Genomic DNA, 18872 nt, shown 5'->3' on the forward strand with positions numbered 1-18872 from the left:
ATGATGTTTATTAGGCCGTCGCATTTCATTGTTACTATCCACTCGATTGTTTTGTTGTTTAAAGCCTTGTAAGCCCAATCAATCTTAATGGCAGCTTAAATTGTAACCTACTCGCCTTGGCTGTAATAATCAGGTATTTGCTACGAGGTCTAATTCTTTGCAGCCGGATCTGGTTCTCTGTAAATCCCTGGTTCTATTCTTACATTAACTAGCTCATCGTTTGAGGGCCAGGCGAGCACAACCAGCTGCTGCCTGTCTGCATCCCAGATAAAATCACTGGGCTTCGTATTGGCTTTAGACGAATACACACGAAAACCTGTTTTCATCGGACTGTGTGTTAGAATTATGTCGTCGCCGACGTGAATAGAGAATCCATCAGGGTAGTGGCGATCAGCTGCTACGAATATTCTTGATGCCCCTTTACTATTATCGGTTTTGATATTGAGATCTAGTGTGCGGGTGGCGAAATGAAACATAAAGTTTTTAATATCGCCGGCAATATACTGCGGATACGGGCGAGCAATTATATCGGTGATATATTTTCGCTCAACTGTTCCGTCGGCTTGTTTATCCGAAAAAATCGCCCAGGTCGATTCACCTCCAGGCAAAAAATTCTGATAGCTACGATTACCTAAAAACCAAGCTTTTATTGAACCGACACCCATTTGGTCAAAAATTTTCGCTGTGCGAATATAAAACTCGATGTAGTGGAGTTGTTCTTGTACAGACTTATCGGTGGTAAGTAACGTGGGAAATCCCCATTCCCCCACCAAAATTGGTGCTTGAAGTAGGTCTGCTTCTTTATCAAACCGTTCCATGGTAGGTGCGATGTAGTCGATATACTCTTGGTATATGTGTGGAGCAAAAACAATGTTTTTGCTGTTTACTCTTTTCTTAATTTCCGCGTACTGATTTTTGTTTATTGCTTCACCTTTGTTCATAAAAATAGTTTGAATCAAGAACAACTTTTCGTCGCTGTAGGGCAGTGCGGCATCGATAATTTTTTCGTAAAGCGGAATTAAATAATCGCTAGTTAGCTCGTCATAAGACTGTGTAAGTTCTTTTTTTCTCGGCTCGTTTACCAAGTCATAGCCGATAACTGCATCATTGTCTTTAAATGCATCCCAAATATGTCGCCATGCGTTAATGTACTTTTCTTGCGCTTTATTTTGATTGAAGTATAGGTCTGGCCATGAAAAACCTTTGGCGCCATAGACCGTTAACTTAAACACGGTTTTAATACCCGCTTCTCTGCCAAGGCGAACAGCACGTTTTAAACGCGCTAAGTATTCAGGTTGAAACGTTGAATTACCGAAAGTGCTTAATTTACCTAATTCTAATCTTACCACCTGTACATTGGCGCCCATTCGTACCATGCGCACATAATCTTCTTGTGAGAAGTTAACTTCTCCACCCGCATCGTTAGTGTTTACTACAAAGCCGCGCGGGATCATGTGTCGGCCTGCTTCATCGCGCAGGCCATGTTTAATGTCTTGTGCAAGTACTACATTATTTGCAAACAGTGGAAGCAGCAAAGTAAATAGCAGTGTTCTCAAAAGGGATTGTTTCATCATAAAAACCTCTTGTTGTTTCTATTAGTTGCACGATGGCAGAGCACAAATGAACAGATTGTTCTCCATCTATGTGGTGCTATCCGTAAAAAATTTACTTCTCGTCTCAAAAGATCTGTTTCTATAGTATTCACACATCTGCTGGGCGAACTTTGAAATGAGCTAGCCCACCGCTATTTCAATGAAAACACTTGTAGATACAAACTACGCGTGTCGTCTGAGCCTTCCGCGTCTTTCAGGTAGTAGTAGGCCTTATTATCTTTAAAAAAGACCACGGCTTTATCAAATGTCGGGCCTTGCTTGTGTTCGTAAATAGTAGTGAAAGTTTCTGAGTTGTCCTCAGCCTTTGCGATCACAACATGCCCATTTTTCAATCCAGTAAGATAGACATCGTCCCCATTACTAAACAGTTGACCACCAAAGGGTACCCGAACAGTGGTAAAGCTTTTTTGCCCAGATTTACGAAATGTATGCAGATTTATCTCTTCGTTAAACTCAAGGTCTTCTACTTTACTTATGAAGTGCTCATCGCCACTGTTTGTTACTATGAAGTCAAACCCGTGAACAACGGAAACCTGGTTCTTTTTCTTTGTTTTCGCCCAATTTCCAGGCTCTTCGATTTGGATTTTTTCAGAAATAGCTAAGGGAATTTTAATCGGTTCAGCGTATGCATTTTTCCAGTCCGAGACGCCATGGAGGTCTTCGGAATACGCGTAGTAAATACCGTTTTGATATAGGTATTTGTCTGAGGTGTTTTTTGACCGGCGCTGAAACGCTATACGAAATTTACCGCCGGTGTACTTGAAGTCACCATACAAACCCCAGTTGTATTCGCTACCATGCTCTGAGGCTAAAACCTGGTTGAAATCATAATATCCATGCCATTTTTTACCGTCATAACGCGCGAAAAGCATTTTTCCATTTGCTGAAAACCCGTAACGCATTTTCATAAACAAATCTCCATCCTTTCCTGTGAAAAAAGCAGGGTAGGTAAGAAGTTTTGTTGTATCGATGTCGTCAATGCCATCGAAGGCTAAATGTTTATAGTGGCCAGCGGGTGAGTTGACGAATTGTTTCAAAGTAAACTTGTCGTCTGGCACTGAGGCTGCGCCCTCAAGGGAATAAGAGTATCGCAGATAATCTTGAGAAAAGGCTTCCACTCTACCATTGCGATGCATATCGTATAACAAGTGAATGGTGTCGTTTACGGGGCTTATCCCCACTGCAATCGTGTTATGTGTTTCGCCCAACCACCATTTGCCTCTAAATCCTGTGTGCTGGTGGGGAAACTGAATAGTTTTAAGCACACCAGTTTTCGTATTGAGGCGTGAAAGCATTACATGCCGATTGTTTTTGCCGCCTTGATACCACGTCATAAACACAAAGTGTTTGTACACCTTAATACAGTCACCGTGAGGCGATAATGCATTGCCGAAGATATAATCGTAACCATCTGAGTTATTTTCTGTATAAGAGCCTTTGACCTTATTCCCATTGAAAAAGAGTGCGTTGTCAGTGACAAGTAATTCAGTATCTAACTTTACAGAAGCGTAGATATTAATACTGAAAGATATAGAACTAATAAGAAGTAGAGGAGTAAGGTTGTTCTTTACAAATACACCTAATTTTTTAAACTTTTTTGCGTGATGTACTAGCAAATTTCGGCCCTCTCTTCAAAAGCTTGTAAGCGTAATAAGCTTAACGGTTTTGCGTTATATGGATAACCTTCAGTCTTTCCTATATTACATTTATTGTTTTCGGTTGACTGAATTTGGTTATTAATGAGTGAAAATGGTTTTAATTAAATGTACACTGCTTGTAAGTGTATAGCGAGTAATTCCGATGAAATTAAAACTAAAAATACGCAGCTCAACGCAGCAAATTAGCGCTTATGTAAAAGCTATGGTTGCGCTTTCAATGTTAACAGCCTGCACCTCGAGCGATACTGTGGATGTATCTTCTGGTATGTACAAAGAGAGTGGGGTATTTCTCGAGAGCCAGACAAAAATAACGGATGGCGCGCTCCATTTTGATGGTAAGAAGCTCAATCATAAAACCTTTGAAAACCCTTCGTCAGGGCGCGAGTACGATTATTTCTTTGGAAGAAATATCTCGGCTCATGGTGATGCCGTAAAACCTTACAAGCATTACGTTTTTATGACCTGGTACAAAGGCGGCAAGGAAGAACGCAATGTTATGCTTTCAAGGTTTAACACCAAAACTGGCGTTGTTAAGACCATCCAGTTTCCTCATCGACACACAGGTTTTCGTGGCGATCCACTGGTAGGAGAGTCTCACAACACAATAGGTTTAGCTGTGAGCCCGTTAAATGGCACAATTCATATGGTTTACGACATGCATGCCTATGTCGACGACGATGCAAATGGCAGGTTCAAAGGACGGTTTGTTAACGACTTTTTCCGCTACTCTTATTCAGTGGTCGGTGCAGCAGATGTACCGGATGACGAATTTACATTAGAACAGTTCGTAAAAGATACCAGTGAAGTGAGTCAGGGTGCCGATGACTACAAACATTTGACCATGACCGGTAACTTGGCAGACAAAGAGAATTTTTCTGCGCTGACATACCCCAAGTTCTACACAAGTGAAGATGGCGAACTTCTGCATTACATGCGATGGGGAGGCAACAACAATGGTGCTTATTATTTCAATAAATACGATGCCGAAAAACAAGTGTGGACTCGCTTTACACCTTTCAATCATAAAGACCAAAAAACGCATGGTAACCCATACAACTGGGGGTTATATGGTCAGATGAAGTATATAAACGGTAAATTGCGCGTAGGCTTTCAGCAACGAAGTGCGAATAATAATGACCGCTATAAGTATCAAAATGGCGTTTACTATGCGTACTCCGATCATCCTGATGGTTTAGGTGAATGGAAGAATGTGAATGGCGAAGCGATGACTTGGCCTTTAGTTGACTCAGACGAAATAAAAATTTTTGAGCCTGGCGATTACATCGATCATCAAAAACCCAACTCTGTGCACATTGTAACGGGCTTTGACTGGACGGTTACAGAGAACGACGATATTCACTTTATAACTCACGTTAGTTCTACCGATACTAAGCGAAGTAACTACCAAGAAGTGTCGATACATGCCTTCAAACCTGCCAACGCAGAAGACTTTACGATTACAACTGACTTCACTGGGGCCGATTCTATCTATGCGTCAGGTGATAGTATTTTCTTAATTGGACTCAAAAACGGTTACCCGTTTGTTGAAAAAGCGAAAGGTGGTACCAACGATTTTGAAGTAGTTTATCAGCAAACATCTGGGGCTAAGTTTGATCATGGAACCATTCATATTGAAAACGGCAAAGCGTACTACTATTTAATGGAAAAAGGCGCTGGAAATGCGCTGCCGCTTTATTTACAAGTCATTGATTTAGGTGTTCAAATATAACCTAAGCGCTATGCTTATGACTACGCTGCAAAAGTTAGGTGAGAGGGTGCCATCCCTCTTACCCCTGCGGTTGCGTGTTATTTAGTTGTGCGTAAAAGCCAAATTTACTTCTCGTAGCTAGAGCGAGAATATAAGAAAGCACTGCTCGACTGTCTGCCCTCATATTTCCCTTTCAATAGTAATCAAAATATGTCAAATTGTTGCATAAATGTTACGTTAACAATCAAAAATAACGTATTTTTGCAAGAGATTCTACGATGTTGAAGCTTTCAAAATGTGCTTTTTCGCTTACAGTGATTGTTGTTGCTTTATCTGGATGTGTAAGCGATAGGCATAGTTACCCTTCTCAAAATCACGCGGCCGATGCAGATACTGTTGCGTACTTTCCTGACGCTGGATTAAATAACTCTGTTTCTGATAGTTCAGAGTTTGAAGAGTTACGGAGCCTTAATTGGCAACAGGTATTTTTCGATTCAGGAACGGAAAACTGGCGAGAAAATTGGATAAAAGACGGCTTAATTGGAACCGTTGAAAATTTGCCCGAAGGTATGCATGTCAAGGCTGGACCTGAGGCAGATAATCATGCGCACCACATGGTGTTATGGACCAAGCGTACATTTGAAGGTGATGTAAAAGTCAGTTTCGAATACACCCGCACCGACAGTGCCGAATTATACGTGACTGTATTGTATTTGCTCGCATCTGGGGAAGGTACACCAGAGTTTCCCACAGACATTATGGAGTGGGCTGAATACCGCAACGAACCCTACATGCGCCACTATTTCGACAATATGGACACTTATCATATTAGTTATGCAGCATTTGGTTTAGGTGAAGACGATGCGCCTGACGACTACATTCGAGCCCGCAGGTATCTTCCACTTGCCAACAAACGCCTAATGGGCACTGCACTGAAGGGGGATTTCACCAACACGGGCTTCTTTGAGACTGGAGTTCCGCACCAAATAACGGTTATCAAACGCGACGACACACTATGGATGAAAGTGTCTAACGAAGAGCAAACTCAACTTTATAAGTGGTCGACGGCTAGCCACCCCAATATTAAGAAGGGGCGTATAGGGCTACGTCATATGTTCACGCGAAGCGCCTTGTATAAAAACGTTCAAGTGTCGGCTCTGTCTTCATAACAAACTACATTTTACAGATCATATAAGCCGTCACTCTGGAGCCGAAACTAATGTTAAATAACGAAAGCTACAGCGGTAAAAAATGTTCGATTGAGAATTAACCCTATGTTTAAACTTCCACTATTTAAAAATTCAACATCTTTGCTGCGTGACTGGCAAACTTATTCATTTGTATGTTTGGCAACTGTGCTATTGTTTTCTTGTGCTAATAAAGAAAAATACGTTCAAACACTAGCGCAACCGGAGCAACTGACGATCAGTGAAGGCTTTGTAGAGCCAGTTGGTTTCTATGATGCTCAGCCTTCATTTTCATGGAAACTCCCCGTTGATGCTTCTGTAAAAGCGCAATCGCAATATCGGATAGTCGTTGCCTCATCGCCAGACCTTTTGCCTGGCAACCCAGATTTGTGGGACAGCGGCGTCATTAATAGTGATACAACTAATTTCGTCCATTACGAGGGCAATGAGTTAAAATCCCGGCAACGAGTTTTCTGGCAGGTTAAATATTGGAATGAGCGTGGTTTCGACTCTAATTGGAGTGCATTAGCTTCTTTTGAACTCGGGTTGTTATCTAGTAGCGACTGGAGCGCAAAATGGATTGAGATAGAGCAACACACACCGCTTGTGCTAGATAAATTTGATACGCCTATCCATATTCCTCAATATTTGCGAACGACGTTTACAGCAGATAAGAGTATTAAATCGGCACGCTTGTATATTACTGCAAAAGGGCTATTCGAATCATTTATCAACGGCAACCGTGTTGGAAGCGATGTACTGACACCTGGCTATACCCCTTATCACAAGCGCATCGAAACTCTTACTTACGACGTAACCAAACTGCTCGTCTCTGGTGAAAACGCTATTGGTATTACCCTCGCTGAAGGGTGGTACGCAGGGCGCTTTGGCCCAAAACGTCACTGGCACAAAAAACGGAACATCACCCCAAAAGCGTTAGCCCAGTTAGAGATTGAATATTCAGACGGTACGCGCAAAATTGTAGTGACGGATAAGAATTGGCAAGCGACTCAGCAAGGCCCGTTAAGGCGTTCTAGTTTATACGATGGTGAAATGTTTGATGCTAACTTTTCGCTTAAAAACAACAACGCTAATTGGCATGAGCCTCAATATGAAACAGAAAACGCTCCTGAAAAATGGCGTTCAGTACAATCTTCAAACATAGATAGCGATGTTCTGCTGGAGCCCAAGCGTCATTTTACCTCTAAGAATAAACAAGTGTTGGCCCCCGTTTCCCTGCATAAAGTTGATAGCAAGATTATATTTGATTTGGGGCAGAACATGGTGGGCGTCTCGCGCGTCAACCTGCCTATGATTGAAGGGGAGAAACTCAAAATACGATTCGCTGAGGGTATTAACAGTGACGGTAGCCTATACACCAAAAACCTCGGAAGCGCTGCACAGGAAGATACGTATGTTGCGGCTAAAAGCGGTGTTGTTGACTGGCAACCTCAATTCACATTTCATGGTTTCCGATATGTTGAAGTGAGTGGCTTCGATGAAAAAGAAGCGCCCCAACTTGATTGGATAGAAGGTATCGTTCAGTACACAGATTTTGAATTAACCGGTCATTTCACCTCGTCAGATCCCGAATTGAACCAGCTACAGTCGAACATAGAATGGGGTCTTAAAGGTAACTTTTTGGATATTCCCACCGATTGTCCACAACGTTCTGAAAGATTGGGGTGGACTGGTGACGCGCTTGCTTTTGCGCCCACATCACTATTTATTGCCGATAGTCACGCATTTTGGAGCGCTTGGTTACAGTCGATAAGAGAAGAGCAGTTTGATAACCATGGTATTCCTGTCGTGGTACCTAACGAAGTAGGCGAGATTGTGCAGGCGGGTTGGTCAGACGCCGCAGTGACCATCCCATGGGACGTATACTGGCGTACGGGAGACGAACGCGTTCTCAAAGAAAACTACACGATGATGAAACGTTGGATTCTTTATCATCAAAGCCAACTTGAGAATGGCGTAAGCAAAATGTGGACAGTGGGGGACTGGTTACAACCCTATTCAACGCGCGAGGATTCGCGTCGTGGCGAAACTGATCATGGGCTTATCTCGACAGCTTTTTATGCCCGCTCCCTCGATATAGTTGCTCGCACAGCTAAGGTGTTGCAGAGAACAGATGACGCAAAGCATTACGCTTCTTTATTTGAAGAAGTTAAAGCGAACTTTCAAGCAGCCTTCTTCGATCAACAAGGCAATATCAAACAAGGTCAACCCACACAAACCTCCTATTTGCTAGCCATAGGCTTTGACTTAGTTTCTGATGAAATTTTGCAAGCTGCCGAAGCTAACCTCATGAAGCAATTTGAAATTGCCGGCGGGCACCTAAGAACGGGCTTCTTAGGAACACCTCTAATAGCGCCCGTGCTAGAAAAAATTGGCCGACAAGATTTTGCATTAGAACTCTTGTTCAAAGAGTCCTATCCATCGTGGCTTTTCCCCGTGTCTCAGGGGGCTACCACAATGTGGGAACGATGGGATGGGTATACGCATGACAAAGGCTATGTGAAAAAGGCGGGCTCGTTAAATCACTACGCTTATGGCGCTATTGGGCAATGGATGTACGACCGGTTGGCAGGTATAACTCCCTTAAGCGCTGGTTATAAAGAAGTTCGTATTTCCCCTATTGTAACGACTCATTTGTCACACGCTGGCGCGACATATCAATCACCTCATGGCGAAATCAAATCCTATTGGTTTTTGAACCAAGGTGAATTACGCATGGAAATAACAATACCGCCGAATGTTACTGCTACAGTAGCAGTGCCGTCGGTTGCTTACGTTAACAATACCTCTGAAACAACAAGTAAAACTCAGAAACTGAATGGATTAATAACGGTAAATGGTTCAGCACTGGACGTTCATTCAAAAAATAAAATGCAAATCAACAAAAAACTTGAGTTTTCGGCTGGGCATTACGTTATCAGAGTGAGTACAAACAATGAGTAATCGGCATTATTTGCTGAAAAATGTAGCGTTCTTTTTGGCTCTTTCTTTACTTGGGTTTGTTATCGCTTCTGAGAGAAAAGACGCAAACGAACCACTTATTTACTTAAATGAAGAAAGGTTACTCGTATCAAAGCAAAGACTTTCAGAGGGTCATGAGTCATATGAATCTGCTTATAAAGAATTACTCAGCCTTGCTAATACTGAACTACAAGAAACCGTAGACCCCGTCACTAACAAAACGATGTTGCCCGCCAGTGGCGATATCCATGATTATTATACGTTGGGCTCGTACTACTGGCCAGATGAAACCAAGGAAGACGGTTTGCCCTGGATTTATAAAGATGGGCAGTTTAATCCTATTTCTAATGGACCAGAAACTGATTGGAAAAGAAGAAATGCAATGCTTGATTCGTTGGAAGTACTCACTCTAGCATTCTATTTTTCTGAGGATTTAGTTTATCTAGAGAAGGCTAAAGAAATTGTCGAAATATGGTTCATAAATGATGAAACAAAAATGAATCCAAACGTCGACTATGGAAAGGCTATTCCAGGTAAGTCAGCGGGTACCAACTTTTCAATCATCGATTGGACTGACATCGGCAAAGTAGCTACGGTCGCTCAGTTGTTGAAACGTACAGGGCTATGGAAAGAGAAAGAAGCATCAAAAATGCGGTTATGGTTTGAGGAATACTACGTATGGTTGACAACAAGTGAGTTCGGAAAGTTAGAAGAAACAAGAAAAAACAACCACGGAACAAATTACGATTATCAAGCGATAGGTTTAATGATCTATTTAGGCAAAAAAGGTGATGCTATAGAGAAGTTGAATGCCGTAAAAACAACACGGATAGCAGCGCAAATAGAACCGGATGGAAGTCAGCCGTTAGAATTAGCGAGAACTAAATCGGTTAATTACAGCGTTAATAATCTGTGGGCTCTAACGCGAATTACTGATTTAGGCCGTCGCCATACTCCCGTTGATCTAATGGACATTGAAAGCAAACACGGTGCAAGCATTGAGGCTGCAATGAGTTTTCTGGAGCCGTACATTTTGGGAGAAAAAATGTGGAAGTGGAAACAGATTACTGGCGGCGGCGCTGAAAAGCAGCTTCAGAATCTTGCTGCGCCGAAAATCAACAAAATGGCCTTATTGCTGGGTGAGAAACCTTTAATCGACAATATTTCTGTATACGAAAAACTATCCGCGGCAGATGTAATGACGTATGCGCCCTATTAATTACCAGACTGATCAACCAGGTCACTCACTTTAGAAAGGAAGCACTGTTATGCGCCTCAAGAAATGTTTTGCGGTAGTACTAGTTGCATTGGTATCTCACAGTAGTCATGGAGTAAATGTCCTAAAAGCCAATACAGAGTTTAAAAAAGGGAACCATACGCAAGCACTTTCACTTTATGAAGAAGGCGCTAAATTAGGTAACGCACATGCGCAGTATCAACTTGGTGTGATGTACTCGAAAGGACTAGGTGTAGAGCCAAGTGTTGTTTCATCCATGATTTACTTTTCTCTGGCTGCAGAGAAGGGGTATCACAATGCGCAGTTTATTGTAGAAAAGATGAAATCGTCTTTAGACGAAGCGGAACTTTCACTTCTTATGAGGACAATAGATGAGGAAAGAAAGGCTCACACTAGTTTTCAAAAGCAGTTTCTACCTGAAATTAACCAGCATACTATTAGTCAAAACGTAACGTTTAGCGGCGAAAGCAGTCTAGAACAAAGAGTGTATTTTGAAGAGTTAAGTGAGTTTCAAAACTTTGATAATGAACTTCAGAATTTCGATAGTGGTTTTGACGATTTGGATGGTGGGGAAGTACTCGATGTTGCGATAGTGGTTAACAACCCGGGCTTTTTGGTAGTAGAAAATGATGTAGCAAGCGACGGTTCTGTGAGATACGTGCGTGTAATCCAAAAATCCGGAAACACTAAACGCTTTCTTGATGCATACAAGTTGTTTCCGCTTAAACAGCCTGAGTTAGGTCAAAAGCCGACCGAATTTATCCATCGTGCCTTCATGGGCGCAGCAATAGATGACCAATTTTATTTGAATGACAATTTACCCCGCCTTTATAAAGAAACCCGTCGCGTTCTGCGAGAAGCTAAGAACAATCCGACACTTGAATCACTTTACCAATTCGCAATAGCGATGGTCATTTTCCCTTGGATGGAGAGTGAGGATAACGAGGCAGAAAATTTGCTCAAAGATCTTGCTGAAAAAGGGCATCCGGGCGCTATGTATGAGTACGGCTTACAGTTATATATGCAGCAAAGAGATATACCTAAAGGAATAGAATGGATAACTCAGGCGAGTAAGTATGGACTTTCTAGGGCTGAATATCGTTTAGGCAAACTACTTCTCACAAGCCCTTGGATAATTCACGATGAGAAAAAAGCACTGTTTTGGTTTAAGTCTGCAGCAGAGAAAGGTGATGAGGCAGCCAGCCTGCATGTTGCTAAAATAAAACTTACCGCTAATGATAAATCGCTAGTGGATGTTTCTGGCGCAATAGAGCATTTAGACGCTATCTCTAGTTCGCAAAACCTAAATCCAGAATACCACTACTTGCTTTCTATTTCTTACAGACTTCGTACAGAGCGCGACTTTAAAAAGTCTGTTGAGTTGTTAGAAAAAGCGATTTCGATGGGAATGCGGAGCAATTGGGATACGTCAGAGTGGCAGGCATTATTGGCTAAAATGCTTGAGGGAAACATAACAGTAACTGATTTTTAAAAAGGTGATCGAGTAATAATCGCTGTCTGTCTGGTAGTCTTAACTTTTGGTCAATTTAACGCTAAGTTCAGCAACTGCCAGACCATATTAATGACAGCCTCACAACTCCATTAAATGGATTTAATGTCTAGTGGTTCAACAGTAGTGGTTCAACTAGCCTTAAATACATCTGACACGGTGGGTAATACATAGCGTTAATATTTCTTATACTCAAATGTTATGTCGTTCAAATATAGCACTATCCGCGCAATGTTTTATGACCGCTTGTTGTACACAGTTTTTATATCCTATTTATGATTTTATGTGTTTACCAAGGAAAACTGACGGTATAAGTACCAAGCGACTTTGTCATAATATCACTTTTTCGTCAGTAAGGTTACAGTACATACCCTGTGGTATTGAACAGGGTATGTTTTATGTTACTTAGAAGCCGTTTACTAACGTTTGAATTGCTTCAATAACGATTTCGGGCTGTACTTTGTGGATAGAATGCTGGCGCTCTCCCGTAAATATTAATGTGCTATCAGTAGAACGAGAAGCAAGACTTTCTTGCAGACCCGCCCATATATAATGTTTTGTATTTTTATTCTGAATTTCAGAGGACGGTTGATTTCGAGCGATAACCATTAATGGCAAACCACCATAGTTCGGATTTAGTGTGTCTAATTGATTTAGACTCTGAGGGAAATAACTGGCTTCGTCTAAGCTGGTATATTGATGCTTGGTTGTACTTTTTTTGGCTCTCTCTTCTGGAGAAGTGTTGGATAGATACAATCTAGGCAGTCCGAAAGGGGCTGCCAACATGCCAAATTTGAACACGTACTTTTGAAATAAGCCCGTTCTCGGCATTCTATTTATTTGGTCTTCATGGGCAGAGTCTATCAAAACCAATGCCGCTATATCTTCGGGGTAAGTAAGGGCATAAAGCTGCATATTTACCCCACCAAACGAATGACCAACTAGAACAATTGGCCCTGTTAAATTCTTTTGCTCTAATATTGAATGAAGTTCCTCGATAATGGCTTTACTGTCTCTTTTTTTCGGACTTTCCTCACTCCAACCTAGGCCAGCCCTGTCGTATGTGATGACTCTCGAAAACTTTGAGACTTTGTTTGCTACCTTGTTCCAAACAGACAAGTCATCGCCCATTCCAGAGTCGAAGATTACGTTTACCTTTCCACTTCCACTATCCTCGACGTAAAGGCTATAGCCTCCAACGTCAAGCATTTCACCAGACTTCTCAAAGGAGGATGAATCGACGTAACTCTTATATGATTGATATACAAACCCAACCAGCAGTAAAAGTATTAGACCGAACGAAAAAAATTTGAAAAAAACTCTCATCTGGAAATTCCCTTTATCTAAATGTTTAAGAAGTTCTATTTGTGTTCAGTTTGTTTGATTACTTCTACAAACTCAAACAGTTAATGCACATTGGGATTTCTCAATCCTTAACTGAGTCGTATTAAGTTGATTGCGAAGCCAAATGTTTCGAACACCATTGGCGCTCATATCAATACCGAACTCAGCCTTCATTCTCATTGATACCTTTTGTTGGCCCATATGCGGATTAGATAAAGACACATTGATAACGACTTCCTCAATGGCTCTGTCAGTACGGTTTTTGTGATGAAGATCTGGCGCTTCTAGACGTTTTAGAGACTGGATTCCACCTTGTTTAAGCAGTTTTCGGTGGCGATAAATCGTATCGCGAGAGACGCCACTGAGTCGGGATGCTTCTGCTACATTTCCAAGCCTGTCAGCCAACGCTAATACCTCAAGCTTCTTCTGGATCTCATTGTCTTCCGAGGACAGTTTTTCAGGCTCAGTGACTTCTGTTACCTGTAGCTTTCGTCCGGCGAAGTAAGCTTCGAATTGCTTGTTTTTAGCTGTACGAATTTCAATTTTCCGGTTTGCGATTTAATGCTTAAGCGGAGAATCGATAAAGTAGAGTTTTCCGCCGTAGCTAAACGTATGGTCGTTGCGTATTTTTCTGTAGACCTTGGTAATGCAGATATCATCAAGATTGGTGTAGAGTGGTAAAGGTGTATATTCGGTTCCCGATGTTCTTGATTTTACAATCAGTCTCTTACGCCAAAAATGAGGGATGAAGACGTGTTGGAGGTAACTATTCGCACCCGTCATATCACTAATATTGTTAAGTCGTAACTCCGGTATCAACCTGTCTTGCAGGGTATCGAAGGCACGTTCAATTCTGCCTTCACCTTGAGGAGAACTGGCGAAGATAATTTCAATGCCCAACTCCTTACAGGCCCTTTGCATCTGGGAGAAGTTGCAGCGTTTAGGGCCACCGAATATTCCAGCACGATCAACGTATAGGGTTTTAAATACACCGTATTTCTCAACGACTGAGCGCATGACTTTCATACAGCCTTCAGTCGTTTCTGACGGAAAGAACTCAGCATGAATATCGCTATTGGCATCATCAATCATGGCGATTAAACAAGACTTCTTATCGCCGAACCAACGATGCGTGCTGCCGTCCATTTGTAGCATTAATCCGGGTGCATCCATTCGCTCTCTGCGTTTGTGAACACGGCTACGCCTGCGCTTAGCCCGTTTTACATGATGGATATCATGTGCCCATTTACGCAGTGTCTCGCGCTTAACAACAATGTGTTCGTGAGTCTCAAGCATCTCGGCGAGGTGCAACAAGTTCAGGTCATAATATTTCTCGCGGATTAGCGACTGAACTTGCTGCTTGAGGCTGTCAGGCGTACATAGCGTTAATATTTCTTATACTCGGTCAAAATAACAACCTTTCACATCTATAGAAAACATTCGTTTTTTCTTTGTTTTCAATTCTAAACACTACTATAAACGTTATTAAAAAATGAATTTAAATTCATCTACCACAAGTCATTACATCGTAAAAATCTTTGTGCTACAAAATATTAGGGTCGTCAAAATCAATAAATAAAAGGCCTCAGACCTACTCTCACCCAAGCCAAATATATCGACTCGCTCATGGGAACTTTCAAACGAGAATAATTATGAAAAATAAATTAATAAATACAGTAGTAGCAACAGCTCTAGCAGGCTCTACCTTCGGAGCTTTAGCAGTGACAGACACACTTCCTATCAAAGGAACAAGCACTGAACAAAAAAACGCTATTGAGGGTTCTTTTGACAAGAAAAGCATTTTGATTAACGCTATTCAGGCAGGTAATGACAGGGTACGTGTAATCGTTCAGTTGAATAATTCACCCATGGCCCAATTTAGCGGTGTAAATACAAGCCTCAGCTCGGCATCAGCGCACAAAGGTCAAAAAGTTAACTTCAAAACAAATGCGGCAAAGGAGTATAAGTCGTTTCTTCAAGAACAACAGCAATCTGTTATCCAACGCATTAAGACGTTTGATTCATCATTCAATTCAGACTTTTCTTACACCACCGCATTTAACGGTTTCGCAGGCACTGTATCTAAAGGTTCATTGGAAAAACTAGCAAGTCTTCCCAATGTTAAAGCGGTTTATCCTGATGTTATTCACCATGCCCAGATGGACGCGAGTTTAGATTTAATAGGCGCTATAGAAACGTGGGAACAGTTGGGTGGTAAAGAAAACGCAGGCGCAGGCGTAAAAGTTGCGATTATCGACAGCGGGATTCGACCCGAGAATGCACTATTCAGTGGCACTGATTTTACTGCGCCAGATCCCGCTACATTACCTACAGATGACTATTGTTCTGAAGTTCCTGGATTCTGTAATAATAAACTAATAGTGGCCCGTGCCGCCCCCGTAACTGAAAATTTTGATCTTGCAGATGGCGAATATGAGAGTCCACTTGGCTTTAATGGGCACGGAACACACGTTGCAGGTACCGCAGTGGGAAATTATGGTGTTCTCGCAAAGCGCGGTGGTGCTGAAGCCGAAATTTCAGGTGTAGCTCCAGCGGCGTACCTGATGGTATATAAAGGGCTATATGCTACATCAGCTGAACCAACTCGCTCTAGCGGAGCATCTTCAATGCTATTGTCGATGCTAGAAGCATCACTGGAAGACGGTGCCGACATTGTAAATAATTCGTGGGGTGGAGGTGCAGGAGGTGAGCCTAGCAGTTTTTATGCGGGAGTTTTCGAGGCAATGGAAGACGCTGGTGTTGTCACTGTTTTTGCTGCAGGTAATGATGGCCCCGGTGATACCACCATAGGTTGCCCAGGTTGCGACGAAAACGTACTCACCGTTGCCAACACGACAACTGGTCGCCTGTTTGCGAATGAAGTGACTATAGCGGGTGATACTTCTATTGGCGCTATCCCTGCAATTTATTCTGTAGGGAACCCTGACATCGCATTCGATAACCCTCTTACAGCCCCAGTGATATTTGCTGGTGAAATAGATGCAGACAATATAGAAGGCTGTGCGCCCTATGCAAGTGAAGATGCATTCGATAATGCTATTGCACTAATCATCCGCGGTACTTGTAGCTTTGCTGACAAAATTGCTAACGCTGAAGCGGCCGGCGCAACAGCGGTACTTGTTTATAACCAAGAAGGGCGCGGAGAAGCTCCCATTCAAATGGCAGGATTAAGACCTGAACAAATGGTGCCATCTCTCATGCTACCCTCAACACCTGGGGCGGCGCTAGCAGACCTGACGTTAACATCGGAAGAGGCAATAACGATTACTATTGGCAATGAAATTGTTCGAGTTGTATCTGACAGCCTTGCAGATATCATGAATGAAAACAGCTCTCGCGGACCCGGTGGTGACCCAACATTCCTGAAACCGAATATCGCAGCACCCGGTACACGCATTTTTTCTGGAGAGTCGCCCGATGCACCTGATCATTTAGGCGAGAGCTTCTCCTTTAAAGACGGTACTTCAATGGCGGCTCCACATGTCGCAGGTGCTGCAGCATTGCTTAAACAAATGCACCCCGATTGGTCTGCACAGCAAATTAAGAGCGCTCTTGTTACCTCTTCTATTCGCGATATTGTAAAAGAAGATGCCGCTACCCCTGCCGATAATTTTGATATTGGCGCAGGTCGACTAGACCTCCAACGTGCAACAAGTGTTGAGCTTACCTACAGCGATTTAAGTTTGGTTTCAGCAGATTGTTTATTGACCTGTGAAATGTCAATTACGGTAACCAATACTAGCGACAGTGATGTGGCTGTAGATGCCACAGCGATGTTTGATGATTCAGCTATCACAGCCAATATAACGCCCTCAATGGCAACGTTACCAGCCGGTGCATCGGCGGAGGTTTTGATTTCTTTTGATGCTTCATCCGCCGATACTAATGTGTGGGCTTTTGGGGGAATAAACTGGTCAGACAATAATGATGCAACAACAGATTATTTTATCCCAGTTGCCATTTATCCCATTACGTCGGACGAACCTGACTTATTTAGCAGTAGCGTAAGTACAAGTGTCGCAGAAGAGGGTGAATTAGTCGTAACGGAAGCGACCATTAACAATACTAATGTCACAGGACTAATCAGTGTTTCTAGCGTTATTGATAGCAAATATAATATTGAGCCTAAGACAATTTCTGCTGTAATAAATGGTAACCAAGAATCCGTAAAATATAGCGCAGAAACTCGTGAAATCACATGGGAAGGCGCTGTTAATACCGCATCTCTAAGTATGACTGAATCTACGTCTATTGGGGATCTATTGTCGGGACTAGGCGCACCTCGATACCTACCTATGTCAGCTATTAATATATCACCACTAGTGTGTTCTGACTTGTGTGACGATGCATCAATTACCGTTGATATACCTAGACCCATTACATACTTGGGCAACCAATATACATCTATGCAGATATCCTCCAATGGCTACGTGTCCCTAGGCACCAGCTCTGGAAAAACTACATCACCGTTTGCTGAAGCATTTCCAAATTTGCTAGAGCCAAATAACGTAATTGCGCCATTTTGGACAGACTTTGATTTAGCTGGCGGTGATGGCACCGGAAATATGTATGCTGTTTCACTAACAACTGGGCATTTCGTAGTAGAATGGGAAAATGCTCAGCTTTTTGACCAACCAGGTACATCATTTAATTTCCAATTATGGTTTGAGTACGCATCAGGCACTGTTCATTTCGTCTATGGACCAATGGACGCACCCGTTGCCCCAACTGTCGTAGGTGCGGAAGACTCAACTGGTAAATTAGGCACTACATTGGCCGCCCTTACGTCTAACTCTGCCCAAGGAACGATACCTGCTTCAAGTGAAGAATATACCCTCTCACAGCGCACAGGAGACCAAGTTTCCATAACATATGCTGGTAGTATTCTAGCTGCCAGTGAATTGATGGATGATTCACTGCAAGTGAACGAGGATGCATCTATTACAGCAAACATCTTAGCGAACGAGATGGATGACAGCATTATAAACAGTTTCACCATGTCGTCGCTGTCAGGCAGCTTCCGTACATTTGCGCCAATCAATATTGACAAAGCAGAACTTGATCCCTCAACAGTTGAAGTAGTTAGTGACCCAGGAAATGGTTCAGTAATTGTTAACGATAATGGTACGGTAACGTATTCGCCTAATCCTGACTTCTTCGGACAAGACACCTTTACCTATACAGTTCGCGAATTAGGTACCATCAATGAAGAGGGCGATGTTGTAATGGGAGATGTCATTGGTGAAGGTACAGTGTCAGTCAGTGTGTCCGGAGTCCAAGATGCGCCTATCATTTCTATATCTGCACCTTCGAGTGTTGATGAAGGCGAAGCCTATACAGTTTCTGCCTCTGCAACCGACGCAGACGGTGACGAGGTGGCTATTACCATTAATGGCGCTCAAACAGCCACACTAAGTGGATTGGCACCTAGCCATGAACAATCAAGCCGTATTACTGTTACCGTAACAGCAACAGATGGCATAGATACCACTACGGAAACCGTAACCATTCCCGTCAATGACAAGCGCGGAGGTTCCATAAGCTGGTTGGCTTTGCTTTTGGCTCCTGCGGTCTACTTACGCAGACGATTTAAGTTATAAGTATTTTAAAAC

9 protein-coding genes and 1 pseudogene are annotated in these 18872 nt (G+C 42.5%); 6 read left to right on the forward strand and 4 right to left on the reverse strand.

Annotated features, from left to right (window positions below; genetic code table 11):
- Nucleotides 1–149: 149 nt before the first annotated feature.
- Both ACM0P2_RS20050 and ACM0P2_RS20055 read right to left on the reverse strand, forming a co-directional pair.
- Nucleotides 150–1574: a cellulase family glycosylhydrolase gene (locus ACM0P2_RS20050; RefSeq protein ID WP_236547184.1), complete on the reverse strand. Its 1425-nt coding sequence runs from the start codon at nucleotides 1572–1574 to the stop codon at nucleotides 150–152.
- A gap of 170 nt (nucleotides 1575–1744) precedes the next feature.
- Nucleotides 1745–3229: a BNR-4 repeat-containing protein gene (locus ACM0P2_RS20055; protein WP_419227754.1), complete on the reverse strand. Its 1485-nt coding sequence runs from the start codon at nucleotides 3227–3229 to the stop codon at nucleotides 1745–1747.
- A gap of 184 nt (nucleotides 3230–3413) precedes the next feature.
- On the opposite strand from ACM0P2_RS20055, the gene ACM0P2_RS20060 reads away from it, so the two are divergent.
- The 5 genes from ACM0P2_RS20060 to ACM0P2_RS20080 all read left to right on the forward strand — a co-directional run bounded on the left by ACM0P2_RS20060 (nucleotide 3414) and on the right by ACM0P2_RS20080 (nucleotide 11877).
- On the forward strand, nucleotides 3414–5000 hold the full coding sequence (locus tag ACM0P2_RS20060; RefSeq protein ID WP_419227755.1) for a BNR-4 repeat-containing protein: 1587 nt from the start codon (nucleotides 3414–3416) through the stop codon (nucleotides 4998–5000).
- A gap of 257 nt (nucleotides 5001–5257) precedes the next feature.
- Complete coding sequence (locus tag ACM0P2_RS20065; protein ID WP_419227757.1) at nucleotides 5258–6148, forward strand: DUF1961 family protein; 891 nt, start codon at nucleotides 5258–5260, stop codon at nucleotides 6146–6148.
- A 105-nt stretch (nucleotides 6149–6253) separates the two neighbouring features.
- The gene (locus ACM0P2_RS20070) at nucleotides 6254–9130 is read left to right on the forward strand and encodes a family 78 glycoside hydrolase catalytic domain (protein ID WP_419227759.1); all 2877 of its coding nucleotides are present in this window, start codon (nucleotides 6254–6256) and stop codon (nucleotides 9128–9130) included.
- Nucleotides 9123–10367 carry an alginate lyase family protein gene (locus ACM0P2_RS20075; RefSeq protein ID WP_419227760.1) on the forward strand — a complete coding sequence of 415 codons (1245 nt, stop codon included), beginning with the start codon at nucleotides 9123–9125 and terminating at the stop codon, nucleotides 10365–10367. The genes ACM0P2_RS20070 and ACM0P2_RS20075 overlap by 8 nt, the downstream gene beginning before the upstream one ends.
- Before the next feature lie 49 nt (nucleotides 10368–10416).
- A complete protein-coding gene (locus tag ACM0P2_RS20080) occupies nucleotides 10417–11877 on the forward strand; it encodes a tetratricopeptide repeat protein (protein ID WP_419227761.1) in 1461 nt (486 codons plus the stop codon).
- Nucleotides 11878–12300: 423 nt separating this feature from the next.
- Here the strand turns inward: ACM0P2_RS20080 and ACM0P2_RS20085 are convergent, their stop codons facing one another.
- Nucleotides 12301–13104: an alpha/beta fold hydrolase gene (locus ACM0P2_RS20085; RefSeq protein WP_419227762.1), complete on the reverse strand. Its 804-nt coding sequence runs from the start codon at nucleotides 13102–13104 to the stop codon at nucleotides 12301–12303.
- Nucleotides 13105–13293: 189 nt separating this feature from the next.
- A pseudogene (locus tag ACM0P2_RS20090) lies at nucleotides 13294–14616 on the reverse strand (ISNCY family transposase); the annotation flags it as partial.
- Between the two features lie 275 nt (nucleotides 14617–14891).
- Between ACM0P2_RS20090 and ACM0P2_RS20095 the strand changes: the two are divergent.
- Complete coding sequence (locus tag ACM0P2_RS20095) at nucleotides 14892–18860, forward strand: S8 family serine peptidase (RefSeq protein ID WP_173359790.1); 3969 nt, start codon at nucleotides 14892–14894, stop codon at nucleotides 18858–18860.
- Nucleotides 18861–18872: the final 12 nt, after the last annotated feature.

Source organism: Alteromonas sp. OM2203, assembly GCF_048517045.1.
In the GTDB taxonomy this organism is placed as follows: Bacteria; Pseudomonadota; Gammaproteobacteria; order Enterobacterales; family Alteromonadaceae; genus Alteromonas; species Alteromonas gracilis.